General features: G+C 72.6%; 20 protein-coding genes and 1 riboswitch. Of the genes, 13 read left to right on the plus strand and 7 right to left on the minus strand.

Translation table 11 applies throughout. From position 1 onward, the window contains the following. Positions 1–17: 17 nt before the first annotated feature. Positions 18–2498 carry a hypothetical protein gene (locus ACYVNR_RS19015; RefSeq protein ID WP_461050200.1) on the plus strand — a complete coding sequence of 827 codons (2481 nt, stop codon included), beginning with the start codon at positions 18–20 and terminating at the stop codon, positions 2496–2498. A gap of 69 nt (positions 2499–2567) precedes the next feature. Here the strand turns inward: ACYVNR_RS19015 and ACYVNR_RS19020 are convergent, their stop codons facing one another. Beyond that, the gene (locus ACYVNR_RS19020) at positions 2568–4892 is read right to left on the minus strand and encodes a glycoside hydrolase family 31 protein (protein ID WP_045189272.1); all 2325 of its coding nucleotides are present in this window, start codon (positions 4890–4892) and stop codon (positions 2568–2570) included. Between the two features lie 77 nt (positions 4893–4969). Further along, the gene (locus tag ACYVNR_RS19025) at positions 4970–6358 is read right to left on the minus strand and encodes an FAD-dependent oxidoreductase (RefSeq protein ID WP_461050203.1); all 1389 of its coding nucleotides are present in this window, start codon (positions 6356–6358) and stop codon (positions 4970–4972) included. A 51-nt stretch (positions 6359–6409) separates the two neighbouring features. Here ACYVNR_RS19025 and ACYVNR_RS19030 point away from each other — a divergent pair, with 51 nt between their 5' ends. Then, positions 6410–6814, plus strand: a complete 405-nt coding sequence (locus ACYVNR_RS19030; RefSeq protein ID WP_461050205.1) for a cupin domain-containing protein — start codon at positions 6410–6412, stop codon at positions 6812–6814. Positions 6815–6833: 19 nt separating this feature from the next. After that, positions 6834–7220, plus strand: a complete 387-nt coding sequence (locus ACYVNR_RS19035) for an SRPBCC family protein (RefSeq protein ID WP_461050207.1) — start codon at positions 6834–6836, stop codon at positions 7218–7220. 126 nt (positions 7221–7346) lie between these two features. Here ACYVNR_RS19035 and ACYVNR_RS19040 read toward each other — a convergent pair whose 3' ends face one another. Both ACYVNR_RS19040 and ACYVNR_RS19045 read right to left on the minus strand, forming a co-directional pair. After that, complete coding sequence (locus tag ACYVNR_RS19040; RefSeq protein ID WP_461050209.1) at positions 7347–8420, minus strand: hypothetical protein; 1074 nt, start codon at positions 8418–8420, stop codon at positions 7347–7349. A 10-nt stretch (positions 8421–8430) separates the two neighbouring features. Beyond that, positions 8431–8868, minus strand: coding sequence for a hypothetical protein (locus tag ACYVNR_RS19045; RefSeq protein WP_461050211.1), 438 nt, complete (start codon positions 8866–8868; stop codon positions 8431–8433). Between the two features lie 237 nt (positions 8869–9105). On the opposite strand from ACYVNR_RS19045, the gene ACYVNR_RS19050 reads away from it, so the two are divergent. Further along, positions 9106–9777 carry a hypothetical protein gene (locus ACYVNR_RS19050; RefSeq protein WP_461050213.1) on the plus strand — a complete coding sequence of 224 codons (672 nt, stop codon included), beginning with the start codon at positions 9106–9108 and terminating at the stop codon, positions 9775–9777. Between the two features lie 112 nt (positions 9778–9889). After that, on the plus strand, positions 9890–11422 hold the full coding sequence (locus tag ACYVNR_RS19055) for a S8 family peptidase (RefSeq protein ID WP_461050215.1): 1533 nt from the start codon (positions 9890–9892) through the stop codon (positions 11420–11422). Between the two features lie 95 nt (positions 11423–11517). On the opposite strand, the gene ACYVNR_RS19060 is transcribed toward ACYVNR_RS19055, so the two are convergent. Continuing rightward, positions 11518–12828, minus strand: a complete 1311-nt coding sequence (locus ACYVNR_RS19060) for an MFS transporter (RefSeq protein ID WP_461050217.1) — start codon at positions 12826–12828, stop codon at positions 11518–11520. Between the two features lie 38 nt (positions 12829–12866). Between ACYVNR_RS19060 and ACYVNR_RS19065 the strand changes: the two genes are divergently transcribed. The 4 genes from ACYVNR_RS19065 to ACYVNR_RS19080 all read left to right on the plus strand — a co-directional run bounded on the left by ACYVNR_RS19065 (position 12867) and on the right by ACYVNR_RS19080 (position 16224). After that, positions 12867–13856: a pirin family protein gene (locus tag ACYVNR_RS19065; RefSeq protein ID WP_461050219.1), complete on the plus strand. Its 990-nt coding sequence runs from the start codon at positions 12867–12869 to the stop codon at positions 13854–13856. 94 nt (positions 13857–13950) lie between these two features. Beyond that, the gene (locus ACYVNR_RS19070) at positions 13951–14967 is read left to right on the plus strand and encodes a zinc-dependent alcohol dehydrogenase family protein (protein WP_461050221.1); all 1017 of its coding nucleotides are present in this window, start codon (positions 13951–13953) and stop codon (positions 14965–14967) included. Positions 14968–15027: 60 nt separating this feature from the next. Beyond that, positions 15028–15714, plus strand: a complete 687-nt coding sequence (locus tag ACYVNR_RS19075; protein WP_045189251.1) for an alpha/beta hydrolase — start codon at positions 15028–15030, stop codon at positions 15712–15714. A 135-nt stretch (positions 15715–15849) separates the two neighbouring features. Beyond that, positions 15850–16224 (plus strand): iron chaperone, encoded by a 375-nt coding sequence (locus ACYVNR_RS19080; RefSeq protein WP_045189248.1) that lies wholly within the window; start codon positions 15850–15852, stop codon positions 16222–16224. Between the two features lie 15 nt (positions 16225–16239). On the opposite strand, the gene ACYVNR_RS19085 is transcribed toward ACYVNR_RS19080, so the two are convergent. Both ACYVNR_RS19085 and ACYVNR_RS19090 read right to left on the minus strand, forming a co-directional pair. Then, positions 16240–19359 carry an alpha-mannosidase gene (locus tag ACYVNR_RS19085; RefSeq protein WP_461050223.1) on the minus strand — a complete coding sequence of 1040 codons (3120 nt, stop codon included), beginning with the start codon at positions 19357–19359 and terminating at the stop codon, positions 16240–16242. A gap of 52 nt (positions 19360–19411) precedes the next feature. Continuing rightward, positions 19412–19795 carry a VOC family protein gene (locus ACYVNR_RS19090; protein WP_461050225.1) on the minus strand — a complete coding sequence of 128 codons (384 nt, stop codon included), beginning with the start codon at positions 19793–19795 and terminating at the stop codon, positions 19412–19414. Between the two features lie 221 nt (positions 19796–20016). Between ACYVNR_RS19090 and ACYVNR_RS19095 the strand changes: the two genes are divergently transcribed. From ACYVNR_RS19095 to ACYVNR_RS19110, 4 genes are all read left to right on the plus strand, one after another. After that, complete coding sequence (locus ACYVNR_RS19095; protein WP_045189242.1) at positions 20017–20820, plus strand: CHRD domain-containing protein; 804 nt, start codon at positions 20017–20019, stop codon at positions 20818–20820. A 29-nt stretch (positions 20821–20849) separates the two neighbouring features. After that, positions 20850–21626 (plus strand): sortase domain-containing protein, encoded by a 777-nt coding sequence (locus ACYVNR_RS19100; protein ID WP_461050228.1) that lies wholly within the window; start codon positions 20850–20852, stop codon positions 21624–21626. A gap of 261 nt (positions 21627–21887) precedes the next feature. Then, positions 21888–22074, plus strand: a riboswitch (cyclic di-AMP (ydaO/yuaA leader). Between the two features lie 3 nt (positions 22075–22077). After that, positions 22078–22935 (plus strand): CHAP domain-containing protein, encoded by an 858-nt coding sequence (locus ACYVNR_RS19105; RefSeq protein WP_461050230.1) that lies wholly within the window; start codon positions 22078–22080, stop codon positions 22933–22935. A 238-nt stretch (positions 22936–23173) separates the two neighbouring features. Next, positions 23174–24244 carry an alkene reductase gene (locus ACYVNR_RS19110; protein ID WP_461050232.1) on the plus strand — a complete coding sequence of 357 codons (1071 nt, stop codon included), beginning with the start codon at positions 23174–23176 and terminating at the stop codon, positions 24242–24244. Positions 24245–24277: the final 33 nt, after the last annotated feature.

Raw genomic sequence — 24277 nt, forward strand, 5'->3', positions numbered from 1 at the left:
ATACGACAGGGGAAGTCGTGGCCACGCAGCACCCCCATCGCCGCTTCACGTCCTTCGTCACGGCGGCCGTCGCCGCCGCCCTCGCGGCCGCGCCGCTCGTCGCGCTGGGTCCGTCCGACAGCGCCGCGGCGGCCGCGCGACCAGTAGCGGTGGCGCAGCCGGCAGCGGCGCCCCCAGCAGCGGTGGGCGCGCCCGACGCCGCCGCCGTCGACCCGTCCGTCATCACCTTCACGGCCGAGCCCGGCGGGACGTCCGTCGCGCTGACATGGTGCTGCGGCGGCAACCCGATGAAGAACTTCACGATCCGCCGCGACGACGGCACCGGCACGCCGACCCCGACCACCGGCGCCCTCGTCTACGACGGGCCCCTGTTCAAGACGACCGACAGCGGCCTCGCGCCCTTCACCCGGTACCGCTACACGATCTGGGCCGGTGACGGCGCCGGCGGGTTCCTGGCCCCGGAGTCGATCATCACCGCCACCACGGTCCCGCCGGTCGCGCGCCTCGCCGCGAACATGGCCGGTGCCACGAGCGCCACGATCACGTGGAACGCCCCCACCGACCCCATCGTCGCCTCAGTCGTCGTCACCCGCACGGGTCCGGACAACGTGTCCCGAGAGGTCTACCGGGGCGCCGGCACGACGGCCACCGACACGGGCCTCGTCCCGGGCCTCGTCTACACCTACACCGCGCACGCCGAGGACACGTCGGGGCACAAGAGCCAGACGCGCAGCGCCCAGGCCACGACCCACCGCACGTGGACGGCGACCACCGCGAGCCCGTTCGTCGGCTGGCCCGGGGCGATGGCGTGCGCCACGAGCACGTGGTGCGTGTCGGTGCACAACACCGGCGCCTTCCAGGTGATGTCCGGGGCGACGTGGTCCAAGCCCGTGCAGGCCTTCAGCCCCGCCCAGGACCCGTCCTCGATCTACGAAGGGGTCATCGGGTCGCTGACCTGCCCCGCGGCCGGACGCTGCCTGGCACTGCGCAACGGCAACGTCATCGAGCTGAGCGGCGGCACGTGGCGTCCGACCGGCTCCCCTCTCACCGGGTGGAGCTCCCTCGACTGCCCGACGACGACCTACTGCATCGCGATCCGCCCCGACGGCCTCTTCACGACGCGCACCGGCACGACGTGGAGGGCCGCAGCCCGCATCGGCCCGCTGCGGGGCGTCACCTGGAACGACGTCGCCTGCCAGGCGGCGGCTCGGTGCTTCGCAGTCGCCACCGGCAACGCCACCTACAGCAACTGGCGCGGCACGCTGACCTCGGCCGGCTGGAGCACCGCCTACTTCGCCGACTACCAGGCGGGCAACCCCAGCACGATCTCGTGCTCCGCCAGCAGCTGCCTGGCCTTGGGCGACCGCATCCGCGTCACCGTGACCGGCACGACGTGGTCGTTCCAGAGCCTGCCCACCAGCACCGGCGTCGACGACTACGCGCAGCAGCTCTCGTGCGGCTCCCCGACCCTGTGCATGTCGAAGAACCAGGGCAACGTCACCCGCTGGAACAGCACCACCCTGCTGGAGCGCACCAGGCTGAGCGCCGGCATCGGCGAGCTGCGGGCGGTCTCGTGCCCACGCGCGACCGGCATCTGCTTCGCGACGGACGACCGTGGCCGCTTCTACCGCTGGACCCCGAGCACCCGCTGGGCGCTCCTCGGCACCTCGGTGGAGACGACCGGAGGCGTCGGCCGGGTCGGTTGCCGCACGACCACGGCATGCTCGTTCTTCGACCACAACGGCTGGCTGGTGAGCTGGAACGGCTCGTCGTGGGCCCGGTCCGGCAAGCTCTTCACCCAGCCGGCAAGCGTGGAGTGCTCGGGCACCACCTTTTGCATCGCCGTCGCGGGGGCCAGCCGGTCCTACCGCGTGTGGTCCGGCGGTGCGTGGGGCGCGGCGAAGGCCATGCCTCTCGAAGCGGTGGACCTCGCGTGCGCGAGCCCGTACCTGTGCCTGGCGATCGACCAGCAGGGACGACTGTCCCGGTTCAACGGCGTGGGGTGGTGGGCCCCCATCGCGACCATCACCGACCAGTGGGGTCGCGGACCCCAGCTGTCCTGCGCACCCGGCGGCCCGTGCATGCTGCTGTCGTCCAACAGCACGTACCGGCAGTACTCCGGCACCGCCCTGACCCCGGTGCGGCGGCTGCCCACGACGATCCCCGACGACGAGGCGCTGCTGCTCTCCTGCGGCGCACCCACCTCGTGCCTGGCCGTGCTCGACTCGGGAGTCGTCGGCCGCTGGAACGGCTCGGCCTGGACGTTCCAGCCGGCCCACCCCGACGCGTTCCGTCTCGGCTCGCTCAGCTGCGTCACCGCGACCCACTGCCTGGCGAGCCACGGCTACAGCAACGACGACTGGCCGATCGCCTGGAACAGCAACGGGTCGTGGACCGACGACGGCACGTATCCACCCGAGTGGCACAGCAAGGCCGAGTGCCTGGACCTCACGACGTGCTTCATCGGCGGCACCACGATGGTCTCCCGCTCGAGCTGAGCGGGAGACCCCCGGGGCCGTTCGCCTCAGGCCGTTCGCCTCAGGCCGTTCGCCTCAGGCCGTATGCCGTCAGGCCGAGTGGCGCACGACGTCGAAGCGGGTGCGGGCGTGGCCGGCATACCCTGGCCCCTCGGTGTCGTGCTCGACCCGCACGTCGCCGCCGGCCCGGCTGACGACGACCGTCGTCGTCAGCCGCTGCGGCTCGCCGTCGACGACGGTGAGCCCGTCGTCCTCGACGAGCACCGACTCCCAGCGGCCGTCTGCCACCGGGTCGAAGACGTGCAGCTCGACGACCTCGGGGTGGTGGTCGTGCGTCGACGCGGGCGCCTCCGCCCACATCGGGATCGCCGCGCCCGCCCGGGCGAAGAGCGGGATGCGCTCGCGCGGGGTGTCGACGGTGATCCGCCGGCCGCCCTCGTGCAGCTCGCCGGTGTGCCAGTCGTACCAGCCGCCCTCGGGCAGGTAGACCGTGCGCGAGGTCATCCCCTGCTCCGTGACCGGGGCGACGAGCAGGTCGCGGCCGAAGAGGTACTGGTCGTCGAGGTCGACGACCTCGGGATCGTGCTGGTGGTCGAGCACGAGCGGTCGCTGCACCGGCTCGCCCGTCTCCGTCGACCGGACGAACGCCGAGTAGATGTAGGGGATCAGCCGGTAGCGCAGCCGCACGGCGTCGCGGGCCAGCCCGTGGATCTCCTCGCCGAACGACCACGGGTACTGGTCGACGTTGTTGGTCTCGGAGTGGTTGCGGCAGAAGGGAGTCAGGGCCCCCATCTGCATCCAGCGCAGGAACAGCTCGGGGTTGGTGTCGCCCTGGAAGCCGCCGATGTCGGCGCCGACGAACGGCTGGCCCGACAGGCCGAATCCGCACGCCATCGGCATGCTCACCCAGAGGTGGTCCCAGCGGGCCTGGTTGTCGCCCATCCAGTTCGCGGCGTACCGCTGGATGCCCGCGAAGCCGGCCCGCGACAGGATGAACGTGCGCGCGTCGGGCTGCGCAGCGCGAAGGCCCTCGATGGTGCCCATGGCCATGAGCAGCGCGTACTGGTTGTGGTAGCGCTCGTGCTTGGCCCGGCCCTTGTCGAAGAGCATCGCCTCCGCTGGGATCTCACCCGTCGCCGGCTCGTTCATGTCGTTCCAGATGCCGGCGAGGCCCGACTCGACGTGACGAGCGTTGAGGTCGCCCCACCACGCGCGCGCCTCGGGCGTCACGAAGTCGGGGAAGACGGTGTTGCCCGGCCACACCTGCCCGACGTACGTGTCGCCTCCCTCGGTGCGGCAGAAGACGTCCTTCTCGAGGCCGTCGTCGTACACCTCGTAGCCGGGATCGTGCTTGACACCCGGGTCGACGATCGTGATGGCCCGATAGCCCTGGTTGGCCAGGCCCTTGAGCATGCCCGCCGGGTCGGGGTAGCGCTCCGAGTCCCAGGTGAAGACGCGGTAGCCGTCCATGTAGTCGATGTCGAGCCAGATTGCGTCGCAGGGGAACTCGTCGTCGCGGTAGCGCTTCGCGATGACCTCGATGTCCTGCTGCTTGTAGGCGTGCCAGCGGCAGTGGTGGTAGCCGAGCGACCAGATCGGCGGCAGCGACGCGCGGCCGGTCAGCCAGGTGTAGCGCTCGAGGATCGAGGCCATCGACGGTCCGGCGAAGACGTACTCGGTCCACTGGCCACCGTGGAAGGTGATGCGGTACTCGTCGTCGCGGCTGAACTCGTACTCGCCGCGGTAGCCGTTGTCGACGAACGAGCCGACGGCCGTGCCCGACTCGGCCGAGCGCTGGTGGAAGAACGGCACGGTCACGTAGTACGGGTCGAACTCGGTGCTCGTCATGTCGGCCCGCGGGTCGTCCGCGTCGAGCCCGGCCCGGAACTCGGCCGTCGCGTGCTCGTTGAGCACGTCGGTGTTCCACATCGTGAAGTCGCGGCCGCGGCGGTTGTGCCGGCCACCCTTCTCGCCGAGGCCGTAGATCGCGTCGTCGCGCCCGATCCGGCGCCGCGTCGTCCACGCGTCGTTGAGCGTCGCATAGGTCCAGTAGCGGCCCTCGGCGTCGGGCGCCGACTCGATGACGGCGGAGCCGTCCGTGCGGTGCACGTCGACCCGGAACGGGTCGAGCCACAGCGTCACCACGAGCTCGTCGGTCGTCAGCCGCCACGACCCGTCCGACTCCTCAGCGGTCCAGTCGACCGCCGCGCCACCGTCGGCGCCGAAGGGGTCGACGCACACGGCATACGTCGGCTTCTCGTCGAAGACGCCACCGCGGCTCAGCTGGAGGCGCACGACGTCGGGGCGCACGGCCTCGACGCGCAGCTGCTCGCCGTGGAGGCGGGCGAGCAGGCCTCGCTCGGTCCGCTCGACGGAGTCGACGCGCTCGAATCGGATGAAGTGGTCGGTCCTCATGCGTCCACCCAACCAAAGACGCGCCGCCACGACGAGCCCCGTCCCCCTGGCGGCCCAGACGACGTATGCCGTCCTGCTCAGTCGGTGACCACGGGCCCGACCCGGGGGTGGAGCACCGGGGCACCCGTCACCACCGGTGACCGACCCGCCGCACGGAGGACCCTCGCGACCACGAACGGGTGGAACAAGGACGCGGGCGGGCGGGCCAGCTGGAGCACGTCGTTGAACGCGACCGCCACCGGGAGCGAGGCGTGCGCGGCGAGGACCACGCGCCGGATGTAGCCGTTCAGCTGGTCGGTGCCGACGGGCTTGGGACCTCGAGTGGCCGGATGGCCGAAGTCGCCACCGACGGCGATCCGCCACGGCGCCTCGATGATGCGGGCAGCCCTGCGGTGGAATCGTCTCGGCAGGTCGGCGTCCCACACGCCCGTGCGCGCGACCAGCTGTCCGAGCGTTTCGGCCTGCAGGGCCGACGACGACATCCCCTGCCCGTAGATCGGGTCGAAGCTGCTCGACGCGTCACCGAGCACGACGAGGCCCGGGAGCAGATCGCGCACCTTCTCGTAGTGCCTGCGCTGGCTCGAGGGGAACCGGTAGGTGGTCACCTCCGAGACACGCTCGCACCGGTCGATGAGCTGGCCAACCGCCGGGGTCGGGAGGGTGGCCGCGAACTCGGCGATGCCGTCGTAGGACAGGGGCGGCACGTCGCCGTGGACGCCTCCCACCGTGACCTGCCAGCGCTCGCCCTCGATGGGGACCGCCGCTCCGAACCGGAAGGTGCCGGGGTTGTCGCTGCAGAAGACGAACTGCCCGTCGAGGTCACCGGCGGAGCGGCGCAGCGTGAAGGAGGTGTAGGCGATGTCGATGTCGACCCGAGTGACGGGCGGGTCGAGCAGGCCCCGGCTCGCGAGGTCGTGCGCGATGCGGGAGCTGCGTCCGGAGCAGTCGACGACGAGGTCGGCCGGTCGTTCCTGTCCGTCGACGAGGACCCCGGTGACCCGACGGCCGGACAGGGCGACACCCTCGACGGTGACGCCGTCCTCGATGGTCACGTTGGGCAGCGTCGCAACGCGGCCACGCACGACCGACTCGAGCAGTGGGCGCGACTGCGAGATCGCCGGCCTGCCCCAGTCGCCGCGCGCCCGGTAGGCGCCGCCCTGGAACACGAAACCGCCGGTGCCGTCGATGTGCACGGCGCCGCGGCCCAGGCACTCGTCCTCGATGCCGGGGAACCAGTCGCGGAGCCGGTCGAGTCCCGCCGAGAGCAGCAGGTGGATGTGGCGGCCCTGCGGCACTCTCCCGCGCGGCTCGACCGACTCGGGCAACCGCTCGCGCTCGAGGACCACGACCGACTCGGCGTGGTCCGACAGCGCCCGCGCAGCCAGCAGCCCGGCGATGCTCGCCCCGACGACGACCACCCGTCCCTGTCGCTGCCCCCGCACTGCCCGTCGCGCCTGACCGGCCACAGATCAAGGCTAGACGTGGTCAGGCGCCCCGGCCGGGAGTTTGATGGGGTCATGAGCGACTCCCACGACCCCGCCCAGCCGTGCAGCCGCGTCGGCGGCGACGCGCTCTCACCCGCCGACCCGACCCCGGGCATGACCCGGCACGTCGCGCTGCACACAGAGACGATGTGGTCGGGCACCGTCGACACCGAGGCGGGTGCCGTCTCCGGATGGCACCACCACGGTGACCACGACACGACGCTCTACATCGTGTCGGGCACCATGCGGCTCGAGTCCGGACCGAACGGCGAGCACGTCGTCGAGGCGGGTCCGGGTGACTTTCTGCGCGTGCCCGCGGGAGCCGTCCACCGCGAGAGCAACCCGGGTGACGCGACCTCGCGGGCCGTCGTCGTGCGCTGCGGCTCGGGCACGCCCACCGTCAACGTCGACGGCCCGGCCCGCGGCGACGCGGTCTGAGCGGGAGGAGATCCCGGCCGTGCGCGCCACCGTGAGCGAGACCGGCAAGGCCACCCCGGCCGACGCCTGGACACGCTACGAGAACCTCGACCTGTGGGCGACGTGGTCACCCCAGGTGCAGGAGGTCATCGCCGCCACCCGGCGCCTCACGCCTGGGCTCACCGGGCTCGTCGTCGGGCCGCTCGGGGTGCGCCTGCCGTTCGAGGTAACCGCCGTCGACGCGGCGGCGATGGCGTGGAGCTGGCACGTGCGGTTCGGTCTGGTGCACGCGACGCTGGACCACTCGGTGCGCCCGGCTCCTGGCGGCGGCTGCACGAGCGATCTCGTCATCGACGCCCCGGCGTATGCCGTCCTCGCCTACCGTCCCATCGCCGCCCTCGCCCTCCGCCGCCTCGTCGAGGCGTAGGAAGGTGAGCACTCGAGTGGGAGGTGGGCGTCGGGAACTGAGCACTCGAGTGGGAGCTGGGCGTCGGGAACTGCGCACTCGACGAGGACCCCGGCTTCGAGTGCGCAGTTCCTGACGGGATCCGGGTCAGCCGGCGGGGTCGCGCAGCAGGGTGTCGAGCTTCTCGTCGGCCAGGGCCTCGGCGCACGCCCGGACCACCTCGACCACGTGCGAGTCGGGGTCGAGCGCGACGAGGTCGTGCGCCGACCCCTCGAACTGCATCTGGCAGACCGCCGAGCCGAGCAGCAGCGGCACCGGGTCGGCGAGCGACGGACGCAGCGTGACCGCCTCGCGGCTGAGGCTCCCGACGTAGATCGGCTCGAGACCGTCGCCCTCGGCGGTGGGGCGCACGACGATGACGTGGACGTCGTCGGCAGCCACCGCGACGCTGATGGCTCGCCGCACGGTCGCGAGCGCGAAGGACGCGAGACCGCTGAGGTAGAGGGCGTTCCGCTCGGAACGGGTGCGGCGACGCATCATCCGCCGGCCGCTCGACGAGACACCGGGGCCGCGCTCGCCGACGATGTCGAGCCCGGGGTAGCGGCCGACCACGGTCACGTAGCCGCGGGAGGTGGCGACGTCCCAGCCGGCGTCGACGCACGTGCACCCGCACTCCGCGGCCGCGAAGTGAGCGTCGAGCTCGGCGATGACCGTGGCGGGGTCGTGCTCCGAGAGCTCCCTCCACTGGTGCTCGACGGCGACGGCGCGGTGCTGGGCCACTACGGCGTGGGCGACGTCCAGGGCCGCGCCGAAGCCCTTGGCCTCGGCCTCGGCCGCCGCCTTGGCCTTGGTCCTCTCGGACCACTTGAACAGCGGCACCTGGGGCAGGGCGGCTCGGAACGCCTTGCGCTGCAGGGCAGCCCGGTCCTTGGCCGACAACGGCGCCGTGTCGGGCGGGTCGGGGCGGCGGCGCAGCGGGTGGTTGTCGAGGTGCAGCGAGCCCAAGGTCTCCTCGGCCGCGCCGAGGGCGACGACGTCCTCGACCGCGTGGGCGTCGTGGACGCGCTGCTCGAGCTGCGCCAGCGACACGTGCTCCCCGGCCGGGGTCGCCTCCGCGGGCACGCCCGTCCGCACGACCGGACCGGCGTCGAGCGACGCGCGCAGTCCGGACGCGGAGGAGCTGAGCCGCACCTCCGGCGCGACCCTGAGCAGCAGGTCCACGTCGGTCGACCTACCTGCCCGCAGAGGTCAGCAGGCCGTCGATCTCCCAGGAGGTGTCGACGACCGTCTTCGCGCCCGCGCGCGGAGCCGGCTTCGCGGCGGCCTCGGCCGCTGCGGCAGCAGCCGACGCGGTCGACTCGGCGGCTGCCCGCGCCCGCAGGCTCGCGAGCCAGCTGCCGCGGTCGGTGCCGTACGTCGCAGCGGTGCTGCGCGGCGGCATACCGAAGCGGGGCGGACCCGCGGCCACGGAAGCGTCAGCAGCCCGGGAGCCGGCGGCCTCGCGTGCCGCCAGGCCCGCACGGGCCTCGGCGCGCTGGTCGGCGAGCGTCCAGAACTCCCAGTCCGCGGGCGGCGCGGGCCAGGACGGGTCGGGCATCCAGTCATCGGTCGGCGCCCACGACGCCGACGGAGCAGGCCATCCCGGAGGAGCGTTGAAGCGCACTGCCATGTCTACCCCCTTAGAACAACAACCCTCTGATGCGTTGACGGGCCGACCCTGACGACCCCCACATTCGGCACGGTACGACCTGTAGCAGGGCAAAGTCATTGAAATGGACAAAAACGCCATCCCGCGCGGATCGTCCATACCCCCCGGACCCGGCCCGGCTGCACTCAGGGACCGCTCCGGGGTCGCTCGGGGTCGACCCCGATGGGCGACGCCGCCCGTGGCGGTCACGCTGGACGCATGACGACGAGCACGCTGCCGGCACCGGTCACCAGCCCGACGGCTCCGGTCCGTCCGGCCGCGACGGGCCCGACGGGCCCGACGGTCGAGGCCGCGAGCCGACCCGACCGGGTCGCCCTCCTGGCGCTCGTCGCGCCGCTGCTGCTCTTCGCCCACGGCATCGCCGACTGGGTCGACGGGCTCGGCGGTCCCGACGTTCTCGGCGGGCCCGGCGGTCTCGACGGTCTCGGCCCGGCCGGGACCCGTGGCCCGCTCGCCGTCGCCACCGGGGCACTGCTCGTGCTCGCCAGCGCGGGACTCGCGTGGCTCACGACGAGCCTGGGTGCGCGGGCCGAGCACCTGCCGGTCGCGGTGCCCACGGCACTGCTCGCCGCGTTCGGCGCGGGCGCGACCGGGGCCGTCTGGGTGGGCAGCCTCACCGGCTTCCTGCCCGCCACCGTGCCCACCGCGCTCGCCGCCGGAGGTCAGGTGCTCACGGCGCTCGCGCTGGCACTCGTGCTCGCCACGACGTGGCTCGAGGGCCGTATGCCGGCCGGCTCGCTCGGGCTCGCAGGGGTCGCTGCCGCCCTGCTCGTGCTTCCCTGGGGCCTCGAGCCGTTGGGTGCGCTCGTGCTGCTCATCGCCTTCGCGCCCCTCACCCGACCAGTGGGGAACAGCCCGCGGGCGGCCTGACGCCGCCCGATCTTCTCGACGAGCGGAGTCGCGGATTCGGTCGCAGGATGGGTCCCATGTGCCCGACATGGGCGCATCTGCACCATTCCCTCACCCCACGGGAGCCCATCACATGCGACACCCCAGCCTGACCAGACGTGGCGCGGTCGCCGTCGCGTCGCTCGCGCTCGCGTCGACGGCCGCCTTCGGCAGCATGGCCTCGGCGTCGACCACCGCCGAGCCCGCCTCGACCCCGGTCACCATCAACACTCCCGACGGCCGGCTCATGAGCTACGTCGTCAACGCGAAGGCCGCCAACCCCGGCCAGACCCGCCTCGTCGAGCGGGCCGTCGTCGCGGCCGGCGGCGTGGTGGTCCAGTCGTGGCCGCAGATCGGCGTCGTCATCGCGCACTCGAAGGTCTCGACGTTCCGGGCCGACGTCGTCGCCGAGGGCGGCAACGCCGTCGAGTCGGTCGGCGCCACGCGTACGGTCGCGGTGTCCGAGGGCACCCCCGAAGGTGCCGCCGCGGCCTGGGGCCGCGGCGCCTCGGGCTACAAGCAGGGCGCGAAGAAGGCGTGGAACGGCGACGTCGAGGCCGAGACCACCCCGGCCGGCGCGACCGACCCGCGCGAGGGCGAGCAGTGGGACCTCACGATGATCAAGGCCGACCAGGCCCACAGGATCACCGACGGCTCGCGCAACGTCCTCGTCGGCGTGCTCGACAGCGGCATCGACGCCGACCACCCCGACCTCGTGAAGAACCTCGACGTCGCCAACTCGATCAGCTGCGTCGACGCCGGACGCCCGTCCACCACCGGCTGGGAGCCGACCACGAGCGACCACGGCACCCACGTGGCCGGCACCATCGCCGCCGCCCGCAACGGCGTCGGCATCGTCGGCGTCGCCCCGAACGTGCGGCTGGCCTCCGTCAAGGTCGTCAACGACGACGGCTTCATCTACCCGGAGTACGCCGTCTGCGGGTTCGTCGAGGCCGGCCTCAAGCACATGGACGTGACGAACAACAGCTACTACGTCGACCCGTTCGAGTTCTACTGCGAGGACCAGCCCGACCAGTACGCCGCGAAGGAAGCCGTGCGTCGCGCCGTCGCCTGGTCGACCGAGCAGGGTGTCGTCCACGCGGCCGCTGCCGGCAACTCGGCCCACGACCTTGCCGACAAGTCGTCGTTCAAGGACACGACGAGCCCCGACGACCAGCCTGCCGCGGGCCAGGTGAGCCGCACGCTCAACAGCGGCTGCAACGACATCCCGACGGAGCTCCCGGGTGTCGTCACGGTCTCCGCCGCCACGCGCACCGGCTCGCTGGCGTACTTCTCGAACCGCGGCCTCGGCGTCATCGACGTCGCGGCGCCCGGTCGCAGCATCCTCTCGACGGTCGTCGCCGGCAACGGTTACGGCCTGAAGAGCGGCACGTCGATGGCGTCCCCGCACGTCGCCGGAGTGCTCGCCCTCATGAAGTCGGCGCACCCGAGCTGGACCCCGGCCCAGATGGTCGAGAAGCTGCGCAGCCAGGCCGACGACCGTGCCTGCTCGGCGCAGGAGGTGCCGCCGCCCGGCCGCACCGGTGGCCCCGACTGCACCGGCCCGCTCGCGGACAACAGCTTCTACGGTGAGGGCATGGTCGACGCGCTCGACGCCGTGAGCTGACCAGTCCCACCCGTCTCACCTCACCGAACGCGGTGTTCGGTCTCGAACTCAGTGTTGGAACACGGTTTTCGAGACCGAACGCCGCGTTCGCGCGTTCAGGCGGGGGTGCGGAGGGAGCGGACGGTGCGGACGAGGAGCACCAGGGCGACGAGCTGGCTCGTCGCCACCACGACGACGAGAGCCGTCAGCGACCGGTCGTAGAGCCAGCCGGCCACGAGCCCGCCGACGATGGCGAACGCGCCCTGCACCCCCGCGAAGACGCCGTATGCCGTCGCCCTCCGCGGCGCCGCCACGACCTCCGCGACGAGCGCCTTCACCGTCGAGTCCTGCACCCCGTAGGCGAGCGCCCACACCGCCACGCCGAGCAGCGCCACCCACAGTCGCCCCGTGAGCGCCAGCGGCGGCACGAGCGCGACGAGCACCGGCACGAGGTAGAGCACCGCCCCTCCTCGGCGGTCGTAGACGAGCCCGACGCCCAAGGCGGCGAGCGCCTCGACGGCCATCGCGCCGGCATACACGAGGGGGACGGCGGCGACGGCGACGAGGCCCGCGACGGTGAGGTGGTAGCCGATGATCCCGAAGGTGACGAGCCCGCCCGTCGTGAGCCCGGCGGCGAGCGCGTAGCCGAAGAACTCGCGCGGCAGCCCCGTCCCGACGGCGTCGGCGAACCAGCCCCGAACTCCACGCGGGTCCGATGAGACCGGCTGCGCCACAGGGTCATCCGGATCAGCAGACGTGACCGGCGCTGCGGTGTGGACCTCGTCGTAGACCGACGGGTCGGGCACCCGTGAGCGGATGACGGCGAGCAGCAGCATGACCGCCACTCCCGGGACGGCGAGCACCGCCATGCCGGGCCAGATCGCCCCGGCCGCCCCGATGACGGCCGCGACGAGCAGCGGCCCCGCGAACGCCCCGACCTGGTCGAGAGCCTTGTGCACGCCGAAGCCCCGACCGCGGCCCACGGCCGACGCCACGTGCGCGAGCAGCGCCGACTTCGAGGGGCTGCGCACGGCCTTGCCGGAGCGCTCGAGCAGGATGAGCACGGCCGCGAGCGCCAGCCCCGCTCCCCCGACGAACGGCGTCACGGCGAGCAGCGGCACGCAGACGGCGGTCAGGCCGTAGCCGAGGATCGTCAGACCCCAGTAGCGACCGGTGCGATCGGCGAGCGGGCCGAAGACGAGCCGCAGCACGAGGGCCATCGCCTCGCCGGCACCGGTCACGAGGCCGACGACGACGGCGCTCGCCCCGAGCGAGGCGAGCAACGGCCCGTACATCGAGCGGGCGCCCTCGTAGACCATGTCGGCGGCAAGGCTGACGAAGCCGAACCACCACACGACCCGCCAGGCCGACCAGCGCCGGCCGACCCGTGCGTCCGTGGCGTCCGTGGCGTCCGTGGCCTCCGTCATGCTGGGAAAGGTAGCAACGTCAGGCTTAGCCTGATCCGGTGAGCAACCCGGACCGCCACCCCGACGAGGTCGTCTGCGCCGCCCGCGAGGGTGGCCCGTCCAGCGCGGTCGTGCTCCCCTACCGCGAGGTGCCGCTGGGCGGTCCCCGCGCGATGCCCGTACGCCGCAGCCTCCCTCAGCGCGAGCGCTCGCTCATCGGGGCGTGGTGCTTCGTCGACCACTACGGCCCCGACGACGTGTCGCAGACCGGGGGGATGGCCGTGCCCGGCCACCCGCACACCGGGCTGCAGACCGTCTCGTGGCTCTTCACCGGCGAGGTCGAGCACCGCGACACCACCGGAGCCCACGCGTTCGTGCGTCCGGGCGAGCTCAACATCATGACCGCCGGCAAGGGCATTGCGCACTCCGAGTACTCCACGCCCGGCACGACCGTCCTCCACGGCGCGCAGCTGTGGGTGGCGCTGCCGGAGGCCGACCGTTTCGCCACCCCCGGTTTCGAGCACTACGCCCCGCCGGTCACCGAGGTGGACGGGGCGCGCGTCCTCGTCTTTCTCGGCACACTCTTCGGCCAGACGTCGCCGGTGACGATGTTCTCCGACCTCGTCGGCGCAGAGGTGACGCTCGAGCCGGGGCGGTCGCTCACGATCACGGTCGATCCCGGCCACGAGCACGGGCTGCTCTGCGACACAGGGCTGCTCACCGTCGGCGACGCCACTGCCAAGCCCGGCGAGATCGTCTTCCAGGCGACCGGAGCCGAGCGGGTCACCGTCGAGGCCGGCCCCGACGAGCCGGCCCGCTTCCTCGTGCTCGGCGGCGCACCGTTCGGCGAGCAGATCGTCATGTGGTGGAACTTCATCGGCCGCAGCCACGACGAGGTCGTCGGCTTCCGCGAGGAGTGGCAGCGCGCCCGCGAGGTGAGCGGCGACGAGAACGGCGGCGAGACGGCATACGGCGTCTTCCCGAAGGAGTGGGAGCACACCCTTCCCGCCCCCGGCCTGCCGAACCTGCGCCTGCGCTCGCGAGGCTGACACACGAAGCAGACTGAGCACTCGACTCGAGGGCGCCGTCGAGTGCCCGTCTTCCGTTTGGAGGCCGGCGCCACGCAGGGGAAGGATGGCGACCATGCGCGCTACGACGATCCACGCTGCCGGCGACATCCGCCTCTCCGAGGTGCCCGACCCGACCATCGAGGCCCCGACCGACGCCATCGTGCGCGTCACGGCGGGCTGCATCTGCGGCTCCGACCTGTGGCCGTATCGCGGCGAGAACCCGATCCGTGAGGGCTCGACGATCGGCCACGAGGCCGTCGGCGTCGTCGAGGCGGTCGGCTCCGAGGTCAAGGACTTCCGCCCGGGCGACTTCGTCGTCATCCCGTTCTGCCACTGCGACAACACGTGCCCCGACTGCCTGGCGGGCGTGCAGTCCGCGTGCCCCAACGCCGACGGCACGTCGAGCGGGCAGGCCGAGCTGACTCGCGTCACCCAGGCCGACGGCAGCCTCGTCAAGACCGACGGCATGCCTGACGACGCGCTCGTGCCGTCGCTGCTCGCGCTCACCGACGTCATGGCCACCGGCTGGCACGCGGCCGTCGCGGCGGGCGTCCGCGAGGGCTCGACCGCGGTCGTCGTCGGCGACGGGGCAGTGGGTCTGTGCGGCGTCATCGCCGCCCAGCAGCTCGGCGCCGAGCGCATCGTCGCGATGTCGCGCCACGAGCCGCGCCAGGCTCTCGCTCGCCGCTTCGGTGCGACCCACGTCATCGCCGAACGCGGCGACGAGGCCGTCGCCGCCGTGATGGAGCTGACCGGCGGCATCGGCGCCGACGCGGTGCTCGAGTGCGTCGGCACGCACCAGTCGATGGACACCGCCTTCCACGTCGCCCGCGCCGGCTCGACCGTCGGCTTCGTCGGCGTGCCGCACGGCGTCGAGCTGCCCCTGCGCCGGATGTTCGTCCGCAACATCGGTCTCGCGGGCGGCATCGCGCCGGTGCGCCGCTACCTGCCCGACCTCATGGAGCGGGTCCTCGACGGCCGCATCGACCCGGGCCTCGTCTTCGACCTCGAGCTGCCGCTCGACGCGGTCGCCGAGGGCTATCGCGCCATGGACGAGCGCCGGGCTGTCAAGGTCCTCCTGCGCCCCTGACCCCACCCGCCGACCGGGAGAGCAGTTCGCTGCGCTCTCCCGATCGGGTATGCCGTCCGAGTGACCCACGCCCGCCTCATCGACACCGCCGCGCCCAGCGCTCCCCGTGGTGTGGTGCTCGTGCTGCACGGTGGCGCCGCGCGCCGCAGGCCGATGCGGGTCAGCCCCACCCAGCTGTCGGTGCTGCGGATGGTGCCGATCGCGGCGCGCATCGCCCTCGCGGCCAAGGGCGAGCTGGCCGTGCTGCGCCTGCTCAACTCGACCCGCGGCTGGGACGCGCACCACACGCCGGTCGACGACGTGCGCTGGGCGCTGCGCGAGGTGGCCGAGCGCTTCGGCCGTGACCTGCCGGTCGGTCTCGTCGGCCACTCCCTCGGCGGCCGCGCGGCCCTGCTGGCCGCGGCCGAGCAGCCCGTCGTCAGCGCGGTCGCCCTCAACCCGTGGGTGTACCCGCACGAGGGGCACCTCGACCTCACCGGTCGGCAGGTGCTGCTCGTCCACGGCGACGACGACCGCGTGGCCCGCCCGACGAACTCGGCGGCGGTGGCCCGTGACCTGGCCCGCACCGCGCGGGTCGGATACGTCACTGTCGAAGGCGGACGGCACGCGATGCTGCGCCGGCACCACGTCTTCGACGGCCTCGCAGCCGGCTTCACGACCGCGACCCTCCTCGGCCGCCGGCCCGAGGGGCCCGGCGCCGACGCCGTGGCCAAGGCGCTCGCGGGCGAGCAGTGGCTCGACGTCTGAGCCCGATTCGTCACCATTCGTAGGTTGTTGACGAGTTCATCCCGTAACACGGTGCTTACTTTGCAGTCACCCCTTTCGCGCAATACAGTCGAGGCATCCCTCCGCGACCGGTCCGGAACTAGGTGAGGACCTGGATTGGCCCCGAGATTTGCGTCCGTCGATGACTACATCGCGTCCTATCCAGAGGAGACGCGCAGTCAGCTCGCCGGTGTGCGACGGACCATCCAGCAGGCGGCTCCCCACGCCGCGGAGAAGATCAGCTACGGCATGGCGACCTTCACCGTCGACGGCAAGCCGCTGATCTACTACGCCGGCTGGAAGAACCACGTCGGCCTCTACCCGGTGCCGACGGGCGACCCCGAGTTCGAGGACGCCATCGGTCCCTACCGGCGGGCCAAGGACACCGTCCGCTTCCCGATCAGCCGGCCGGTCCCCCTCGAGCTCGTCTCCGAGATCACCGAGCTCTGCCTCAAGCGCCGGGCCGCGATCGCCGAGGCCTCCGAGAGCTGACCGCCCTCTGTCACGTCAGCCGGGGCCGACCGGGTTGAAGCGCAGCGTCACGAGCTGGAACGGTCGCAGCTCGACCGTCACCTGCCGCCCGTCGGCCCGACCGGCGTCCCCCCTGCCCAGCGCCCGACGCCCGTCGAGCACCGCCGACTCCTCCTCGAGCAGGTCGACCTCGGTGACGGCAGACCACTCGAAGCCGGTGCGCCCGCCGGAGCGCGCCCGGCCGCCGCGTGACTCGTAGAGCCGCACGACGACGTCGCCGCTGCCGTCCTCGGCGAGCTTGACCGCCTCGACGACGACGGCCGGGTCGTCCACCTCGACGACCGGGCCGACGGAACCACTTTGCCCCCCGGGCGAACCCAGCGCACCGACCAGCGGTAGGTGGACGGCATACCCGTGCTCGACGGCCTCCGCGACGTCGGCCCCGGGCACGATGCCGAAGCGGATGACCTGCTCGCCGACCTCCTCCGAGCTGTCGGTCGTCGGGTCGGGGAAGGACGGCGAGCGCAGCAGTGTCAGCCGCATCGTCGTGACCGGCTCGCCGGCGTCGGTGACCGATCGGCGGACCGCGTGGCCGTAGGTCGCCTCGTTGACGAGGGCCACGCCCCAGCCCTCCTCGCCGACGTGCAGCCACCGGTGGGCGACCATCTCGTGGCGCGCGGACTCCCACGACGTGTTCTCGTGGGTGGGCCGCCGCAGGTGCCCGAACTGGATGTCGGCGCTGCTGTGCGGCGCGAGCACCGACACGGGGACGTATGCCGCCAGGGCGCGCTCACGCTCGCGCCAGTCGACCCGCACCTCGACGTCGACGCGCGGCGAGTCGGCGGTGACGGTCGTGCGCTGCACGAAGGTGGAGCGCCCCACCGTGCCGCGGGCCTCGACGACGGCGCGCAGCGGGCCGCTCTCGACGACCGAGACCTCGACGCCGACCGGCGACGTCCACGTGCGGCTGTGCGGCTTGTCGATGTCCCAGGCGTCCCACATCGCCGGCACGTCGGGGTGCAGCCGCAGCTCCGCGGCCCGGGCGCCCTCCGGCAGGACGGTGCGGTCGCCGTGGCGGTGGTCGACGAGCGACTCGATCGACCCGTCCGCCGAGATCGTCACGGAGACAAGGCCGTTCGTCAGGGTGCGCCCGTCCACCGCGACCGGGTGCGCGGGCTGCTCGACCACGACGCCACCGACCGACAGCGCGGGCACGTCGACGAGCACGGGACCGGGACCGGCGTCGACGACCTCACGCCGCGCGTACGGACCGGCGTTGAGCAGGCCGCTGCCCGGCGAGAGGAGCGTCAGCGCCTCGTCGACGAGAGCCCGCAGCTCGGCGGTGAGCCGCTCGAAGTCGTCGCGGGCCTCGCGGTGCACCCACGCGATGGCACTGCCGGGGAGGATGTCGTGGAACTGCAGGAGCAGCAGGCGCTCCCACACGAGACGCAGCCGCTCGGCCGGCCATTCCCCCAGCCCGCGCAGGGCGACGAGCGTCCACGCCAGCTCGGCCTGACGCAGCAGCGCCTCGCAGCCGCGGTTGCCGACCTTCATCGCGCGCTGGCTCGTCAGGGTGCCCCGGTGCAGCTCGAGGTAGAGCTCGCCCGTCCACGTGGGGGCTCGGTCGGCGTACTCCTCGCGCACGCCGTCGAAGAACGACTGGGCCGTGCCGACCTCGACCGCGGGCGAGCCCTCGAGCGAGCGGAGCCGCCGGGCCCGCTCGAGCATCTCGCGCTCGGGACCGCCGCCACCGTCGCCGAAGCCGAACGGGATGAGAGCCCGCCGCGAGCGTCCCTTGTCGAGGTGCTGCCGGGCGGACCGGTGCACGTCGGCGCCACCGAGCTTGCTCTCGTAGGTGTCGGCGGGAGGGAAGTGCGTGAGGATGCGGGTGCCGTCGATGCCCTCCCACCAGAACGTGTGGTGCGGGAAGGTGTTGGTGTCGTTCCAGCTGAGCTTCTGCGTCAGGAACCACTCGGCGCCGGCGAGCCGCGCGATCTGCGGGTAGGCCGCGGAGTAGCCGAACGAGTCGGGCAGCCAGACGCCGCGGCAGCGCAAGCCGAGCTCGCGCTCGAAGAAGCGCTGCCCGTGGAGCAGCTGGCGCACGAGGGACTCGCCGCTCGGCATGACGCCGTCGGCCTCGACCCACTGGCCGCCGACGGGCTCCCACGTGCCGGCCGCCACGGCGTCGGTGATGCGCTGCCAGATCGCGGGCTGCCGCTCCTTCATCCACGCGTACTGCTGGGCGGACGAGCAGGCGAAGACGAGCTCGGGGTAGTCGGCGGCGAGCGCCGTGACGTTGGCGAAGGTGCGCGCGCACTTGCGCACCGTCTCGCGCACGGGCCAGAGCCACGCGGAGTCGATGTGCGCGTGACCGACGGCGGTGAGCCGCTGCGCGCTCGTGACCGCGGGCGCCGCGAGCACGTCGGCGAGGGCCGCGCGCGCCGCGGCGGCAGTCCTCCGCACGTCGTGGACGTCGAGGGCAGCCAGGGCGTCGTCCAGCGCGGCCGTCACCTCGAGGCGGCGGGCGTCGCGGTCGGGCAGCTCGGTCGCCAGGTCGACGAGCACGTCGAGGTCCATCGCGAGCCCGAAGACCTCCGGCTCGAACACGGCGACCTCGACGTCGCCGAGGACGTAGCGCGGCTCGGCACCGGCCGTCGCCACCTCGCCGAGCCCGGTCGGGCGGAAGCCGTGCTCCATGACGGCCGGGTTGCCGGCGGCCTCGAGGAAGAGGTGGATCGGTTCGCCGCCACGCGCCTCGGCTGCGACGCGGTGCCACCGGTTCATCGGGTGGATGCCCTTGAGCGGGGTGCCCTCGGCGTCGTGGAGCAGGCCCTCGGCCTGGAACCCCGGCCCCTCGCCGCGGAAGCCGAGGTCGACGACCACCTCGACGCACTCCCCGTCGAACGCCTCGGGCACGGCGCCGGTGATCTCGAACCACCACGTCGACCACGGCTCACCCCAGGGCGTGCCCGGCCCGACCGGCTCGAACCGGCCGTCGGCGGCTGAGGCCAGCGCCTCCGCGACAGGCACCGGCTCACCCGGCACGTGCCACGCGGACGTGGTGAGCGGCATGCGGTCGCGGTGGACCGCAGGGGTCACGTGCTCGGCGAGCAGGCGGCGGGCACGGCGCAGGACGTGGGCGCTGTCGTCGAACACCCCCCGACCCTAGCCACGCGGCAGACGCGCCGGGCGGCTCAGCGCCGGCGGATCAGCCCGGCGACGACTCGATGACGGAGAGGACGTTGCCGGCCGGGTCGGTGAACCAGGCGATGAGCGGGCCGCCCTTGCGGAAGACGCCCTTCTCGTCGGTCTCGGTGGGCGTCCCCTCGTACCGCTCGAAGGTGACACCCCGCGAGGTCAGCTCGTCGACGGCCGCCTCGACGTCGTCGACCGGGAAGTTGAGCACCGTGAAGGTCGCGGGCTGGTGGTTCGGCTTCGGGTAGACGACGACCGGCCGGTCCCCGGCGAGACGCAGCGTGAGCATGCCGTTCTCCTCGGTCACCGAGAGGCCGAGCGTGTCGGCGTAGAACGCCTTCGCCGCAGGGATGTCGTCGACGGAGAACCCGCCGAACGCCTTGGAGCTCTCGAGCACGGCCTTTGTCCCTTCCTCCGCAGGGCACCGGTCGCGCCCCGTCCCTCCCAGTCAAGACCCAGAGAGGCGCATGCGTGGCCGGACCGGCGAAAAGCCCCGTCACCGATCCAATCCGGAAGGCTCGCGGCGTCGAACCCCACCCGGAGACGGTCGATGACGACCCCCCGTCTGAAGCAGAGCAGGTTGGACGGCTGTGTCTCCTCGTCAAGGAGGAAGAACAGATGCGCACCAGCACCACTCGCACCACCACTCGCACCACTCGCACCACCACGCGGATCGCGGGCGCCGGCCTTGCCGCTGCTGCCGCGATGGCACTGTCCGTCGGCCCCGCCTTCGCGGCCGACGGCTGGGTCAGCGCGAACCTCGAGCCCGTGCCCGGCAGCGAGGTGTCCGGTTCCGGCACCGCCCAGGTGACGGTCACCGGCAACACGATCAAGGTCGAGATGGCCGCACGTGGCCTGCTGCCCGACCAGCCGCACGCCGCGCACATCCACTTCGCGGCGGCCGCGCGTCACGAGTGTCCGACCATCAAGGACGACACGAGCGGTGACGGCACCATCAACACGACCGAGGGCGGGCCCGCCTACGGCGACATCGTCGTCTCGCTCACGAAGACCGGTGACACGAGCCCCAAGAGCGGCCTCGCGGTCGACCGCTTCAGCACCGCCCCTGGGGGCAACCTCAGCTACGAGCGCGGCAGCATCACCGTGTCCGACGGTGTGGCCGCGGCCATCGCCAAGGGCCAGTCCGTCGTCGTCGTGCACGGCGTGGATCACAACAAGGACGGCAAATACTCGGGCGACACCAAGAGCGACCTCGACCCGAAGCTGCCGACCGAGGCGACCGACCCGGCCCTGTGCGGGGCGCTGCACGTTGCGCCGACCGGCGGCATGCACACGGGCGGCGGTCTGAGCGGCACGACCAACACGAACGGCATGCTCCTCGCCGTCGGAGGCGTCGCGCTCGTCGCCGCTGCCGGTTCCGGCGCCTTCGCCGCCCGCCGCTCAGCCCGGTCGCGCTCCTGACCGGCTGACCTACCGGGGACGAGCATCACGTGACAGAGCCGAACGAGGCCACGTCGGGCCGCCGCGTCACCGCCGGTGTCGCGGCGGCTGCCACGGCGTCGGCGCTCCTGCTCGTCGTGGCCGTCGTCGCGCTCGTCCTCGGCCTGCGTGGCAGCCCGTCAGCGCCCGGAGCGGAGGGCACCCCGCCCGCTGCACCGCCGTCAGGCAGCGCGCCGGCGACCGTCGGCGCGACAGCCTCCGACTCCCCCGCACCGTCGGTGTCCCCCGGTCAGGGTGGGACGCGGGCGGCGGGGAGACCAGGCACCTCGGGGGCCGCGCCTGCGGGCACTCTGCAGGGCGGCCCCTTGGCGGCCTCGGAGCCCACCCTGCTCGAGATCCCCTCCATCGGCGTCCGCTCGCGCACCTTCGTGCCGCTCGGGGTCCAGCCTGACGGCACGATCTCAGTGCCCGGCACCGCCCAGGAGGTCGGGCTCTACGACGGGGGCCCGACCCCCGGACAGCTCGGCTCCTCCGTGATCGCCGCCCACGTCGACACACCGTCCGGCGTTCCCGGAGTCTTCTACCGCCTCGGCGCGGTCAAGGCGGGCGACGTCATCGAGGTCACGCGCCGCGACCGCTCGCACCTCGTCTTCACCGTCGACAAGGTCGCGGCCTACGAGAAGTCGCGCTTCCCGACCGACCTCGTCTACCGGAGCGATTTCCGACGTGCCGAGATCCGCCTCGTGACGTGCGGTGGGCCGACCGACAGCCGCAACGAGTACCGCGACAACGTCATCGTCTTCGGCCACCTCACGAGCGCTTCCTGAGCGCGCTCGACCACCCGTGACCACTCGCAGCCAAGGGGTCGGCCCTCTCGAGCCGGTCACGCGTGAGTCATGTGACTCGCGTCACAAGGCGCGAAGGTATGCCGCGGGTAAAGACGCCCAAAACGGACCTTCAACGAACTTTCCGGCGAGTCCCCGTTACCTCAACGTGACTTTTGCCCGCAACGTCGTCTACTCTTCCGAGGGTCCGGCCACCTGGTCGGGCGCTCGCGAGGTGGACCGCCTAGTCCTGTCACCGCCTGACGAGCGAGAGCAAACCTTGTGACAGGAGCGGAGGAACCACACGTTTCTCCGGGCGTCCGGCGCCACGACTCCGGACGTCCTTGGGGTGAAGTACTCGCCCGGATCGCGACTCGTCGCGGACCGGGGGAGAGCCGGGCACCTTTCCGCCCGAACCCGACAGCTAACTTCGTAGGCGCGGAGAGGTACACGTGTGAACAACGAGATCATCCGCGGCCGCCATCGTGCGCCTGGCCGCCACAACCCCCTCAACGAGCTCAAGATCCTCGCCCGCGAGACGGCTCAGCCGGCCATGAAGGGCGCCGTGTTCGTCGCGGCCACCGGTGGCCTCGTCGCCTCGTTCGCGAACCCCGCGAGCGCCGAGCCGCTGTCCGGCACGACCGCCGGTGCTGCTGCCGTCGGCCCGACCACCGGCGCCGTCCCCGCCGCCTCGACCGCCCTGGCGAAGATCGGCTACGCGCCGGCTGCGCAGAAGGCTGTCACCCAGCGCGCGACGGCCACCAAGCCGCGCGTCATCGAGGACATCCAGGTCAAGACCGAGCGCGCTGCTGCCAAGGCCGCCGCCGCCAAGGCCGCCACCGAGCGCAAGGCCGCCGCCGAGCGCGCCTCGCGTGACCTCACCCGCCGCACGCTGACGTCGACGACGTCGACGACCAAGTCGGTCAGCAACGGCTCGGTCCCGAGCGCCTCCTCCGGCATGCGCTCCTCCTACAACTGGGCCACCAAGGGCCAGTGCACCTGGGGCGCGCTCGCCAAGTGGCACGCGTCCGAGGGCTACTACCCCGGTGGCTGGACCGGCAACGCCATGGAGTGGGCCTCCGGCGCCGCCAGCGCGGGCTACACCGTGACCGGCACGCCGCGCACCCGCTCGATCCTCGTCATGCAGCCCGGCGTGCACGGCTCCTCCAGCGTCGGCCACGTCGCCTGGGTCACCGCCGTCAACGGCAACGAGGTCACCATCATCGAGATGAACGCCCTCGCCGGCCCGTACAACTACAACACCCGCACCCTCACCGACGGTCCGGGCATGAAGTACATCTACGCGCCGTGACCCACGCGCAGACCCCCGCGGTCTGAGCGCTCGTCGCGAAGGGGAGGATGCCGACGGCATCCTCCCCTTCGTCGTGCCCGGACCGTCCAGGGAGCGTTCCGCTCGTCACATCCGGCGACGACGGGAATGACAGCTCTCCTGTCCGACTTGTCGCCCACGTAGTTGAAGGCTCCACCGCACTGCATCGAGGCGCGGGAGCGAGCCGCCGACCATCCCCGACAACGTGAGGAGCAGGCCTGTGTCCACGGCCTTCGAGACCATCCGCATCGGCCGCTGGGACCTCCCCCAGCGCTTCGTCATGGCCCCGCTGACGCGCAACCGCGCCGGCGCCGGCCAGGCACCGACCGAGCTCAACGCCGAGTACTACGGCCAGCGCGCGAGCGCCGGCCTCATCATCACCGAGGGCACCCAGCCGAGCGCCGTCGGCCAGGGCTACCTCGACACCCCCGGCATGCACTCCGACGAGCAGGTCGCCGGCTGGCGCCTCGTCGCCGACGCCGTGCACCAGGGCGGCGGCCACGTCGTCGTGCAGCTCATGCACGCCGGCCGGGTCGCGCACCCCGACAACAAGGGCGGGCTCGAGAGCGTCGCCCCGAGCGCCATCGCCGCGCCGGGCTCCATCGTCACGCCGTCGGGCGAGCAGCCGTATGCCGTCCCGCGGGCCCTCGAGACCGACGAGATCCCCGCGCTCGTGGCGGAGTACGTCCACGCGGCCCGTCAGGCGATCGCAGCCGGCCTCGACGGCGTCGAGGTGCACGCCGCCAACGGCTACCTCCCGCACCAGTTCCTCGCCCCGTCGAGCAACCAGCGCTCCGACGCGTACGGCGGGTCGCCCGAGAACCGGGCCCGCCTCACGATCGAGATCACGAAGGCCGTCGCCGAGGCCATCGGCGCCGACCGCGTCGGCATCCGGGTCTCGCCCGCGCACAACATCCAGGGCGTGCTCGAGGAGGACGAGCTGGAGACGGCCGCGACCTACGAGACGCTCGTCGAGGGCATCGCGCCGCTCGGCCTCGCCTACCTCAGCATCCTCGGCGACCCCGAGTCCGACCTGGTGCGCAACCTGCGCAAGCGGTTCGGCGGGCCCGTCATCCTCAACACCGGGTTCGCCTCGGTGACCGGCCTCGCGGAGGTGGAGGACATCCTCGAGCGCGACCTCGGCGACGCCGTCGCGGTCGGGCGCGAGTTCCTCGCCAACCCGGACCTCGCCCGCCGCTGGCGCGAGGGTGCCCCGCTCAACGAGCCGAACCCGGCCACCTTCTACGGCGGCGGCGCCGAGGGCTACACGGACTACCCCAGCCTCCCCTGACACGCCGTCGGGAAGTGGGCACTCGACGCTGCT

Source organism: Terrabacter koreensis (genome assembly GCF_054783315.1).

Excerpts from the sequence above, each read along its gene's own strand:
- ACYVNR_RS19045 (WP_461050211.1), bottom strand. The coding sequence starts at position 8,868 with ATGGCAGTGCGCTTCAACGCTCCTCCGGGATGGCCTGCTCCGTCGGCG.
- ACYVNR_RS19050 (WP_461050213.1), top strand. The coding sequence starts at position 9,106 with ATGACGACGAGCACGCTGCCGGCACCGGTCACCAGCCCGACGGCTCCG.
- ACYVNR_RS19095 (WP_045189242.1), top strand. The coding sequence starts at position 20,017 with ATGCGCACCAGCACCACTCGCACCACCACTCGCACCACTCGCACCACC.
- ACYVNR_RS19060 (WP_461050217.1), bottom strand. The coding sequence starts at position 12,828 with ATGACGGAGGCCACGGACGCCACGGACGCCACGGACGCACGGGTCGGC.
- ACYVNR_RS19055 (WP_461050215.1), top strand. The coding sequence starts at position 9,890 with ATGCGACACCCCAGCCTGACCAGACGTGGCGCGGTCGCCGTCGCGTCG.
- ACYVNR_RS19070 (WP_461050221.1), top strand. The coding sequence starts at position 13,951 with ATGCGCGCTACGACGATCCACGCTGCCGGCGACATCCGCCTCTCCGAG.
- ACYVNR_RS19030 (WP_461050205.1), top strand. The coding sequence starts at position 6,410 with ATGAGCGACTCCCACGACCCCGCCCAGCCGTGCAGCCGCGTCGGCGGC.
- ACYVNR_RS19020 (WP_045189272.1), bottom strand. The coding sequence starts at position 4,892 with ATGAGGACCGACCACTTCATCCGATTCGAGCGCGTCGACTCCGTCGAG.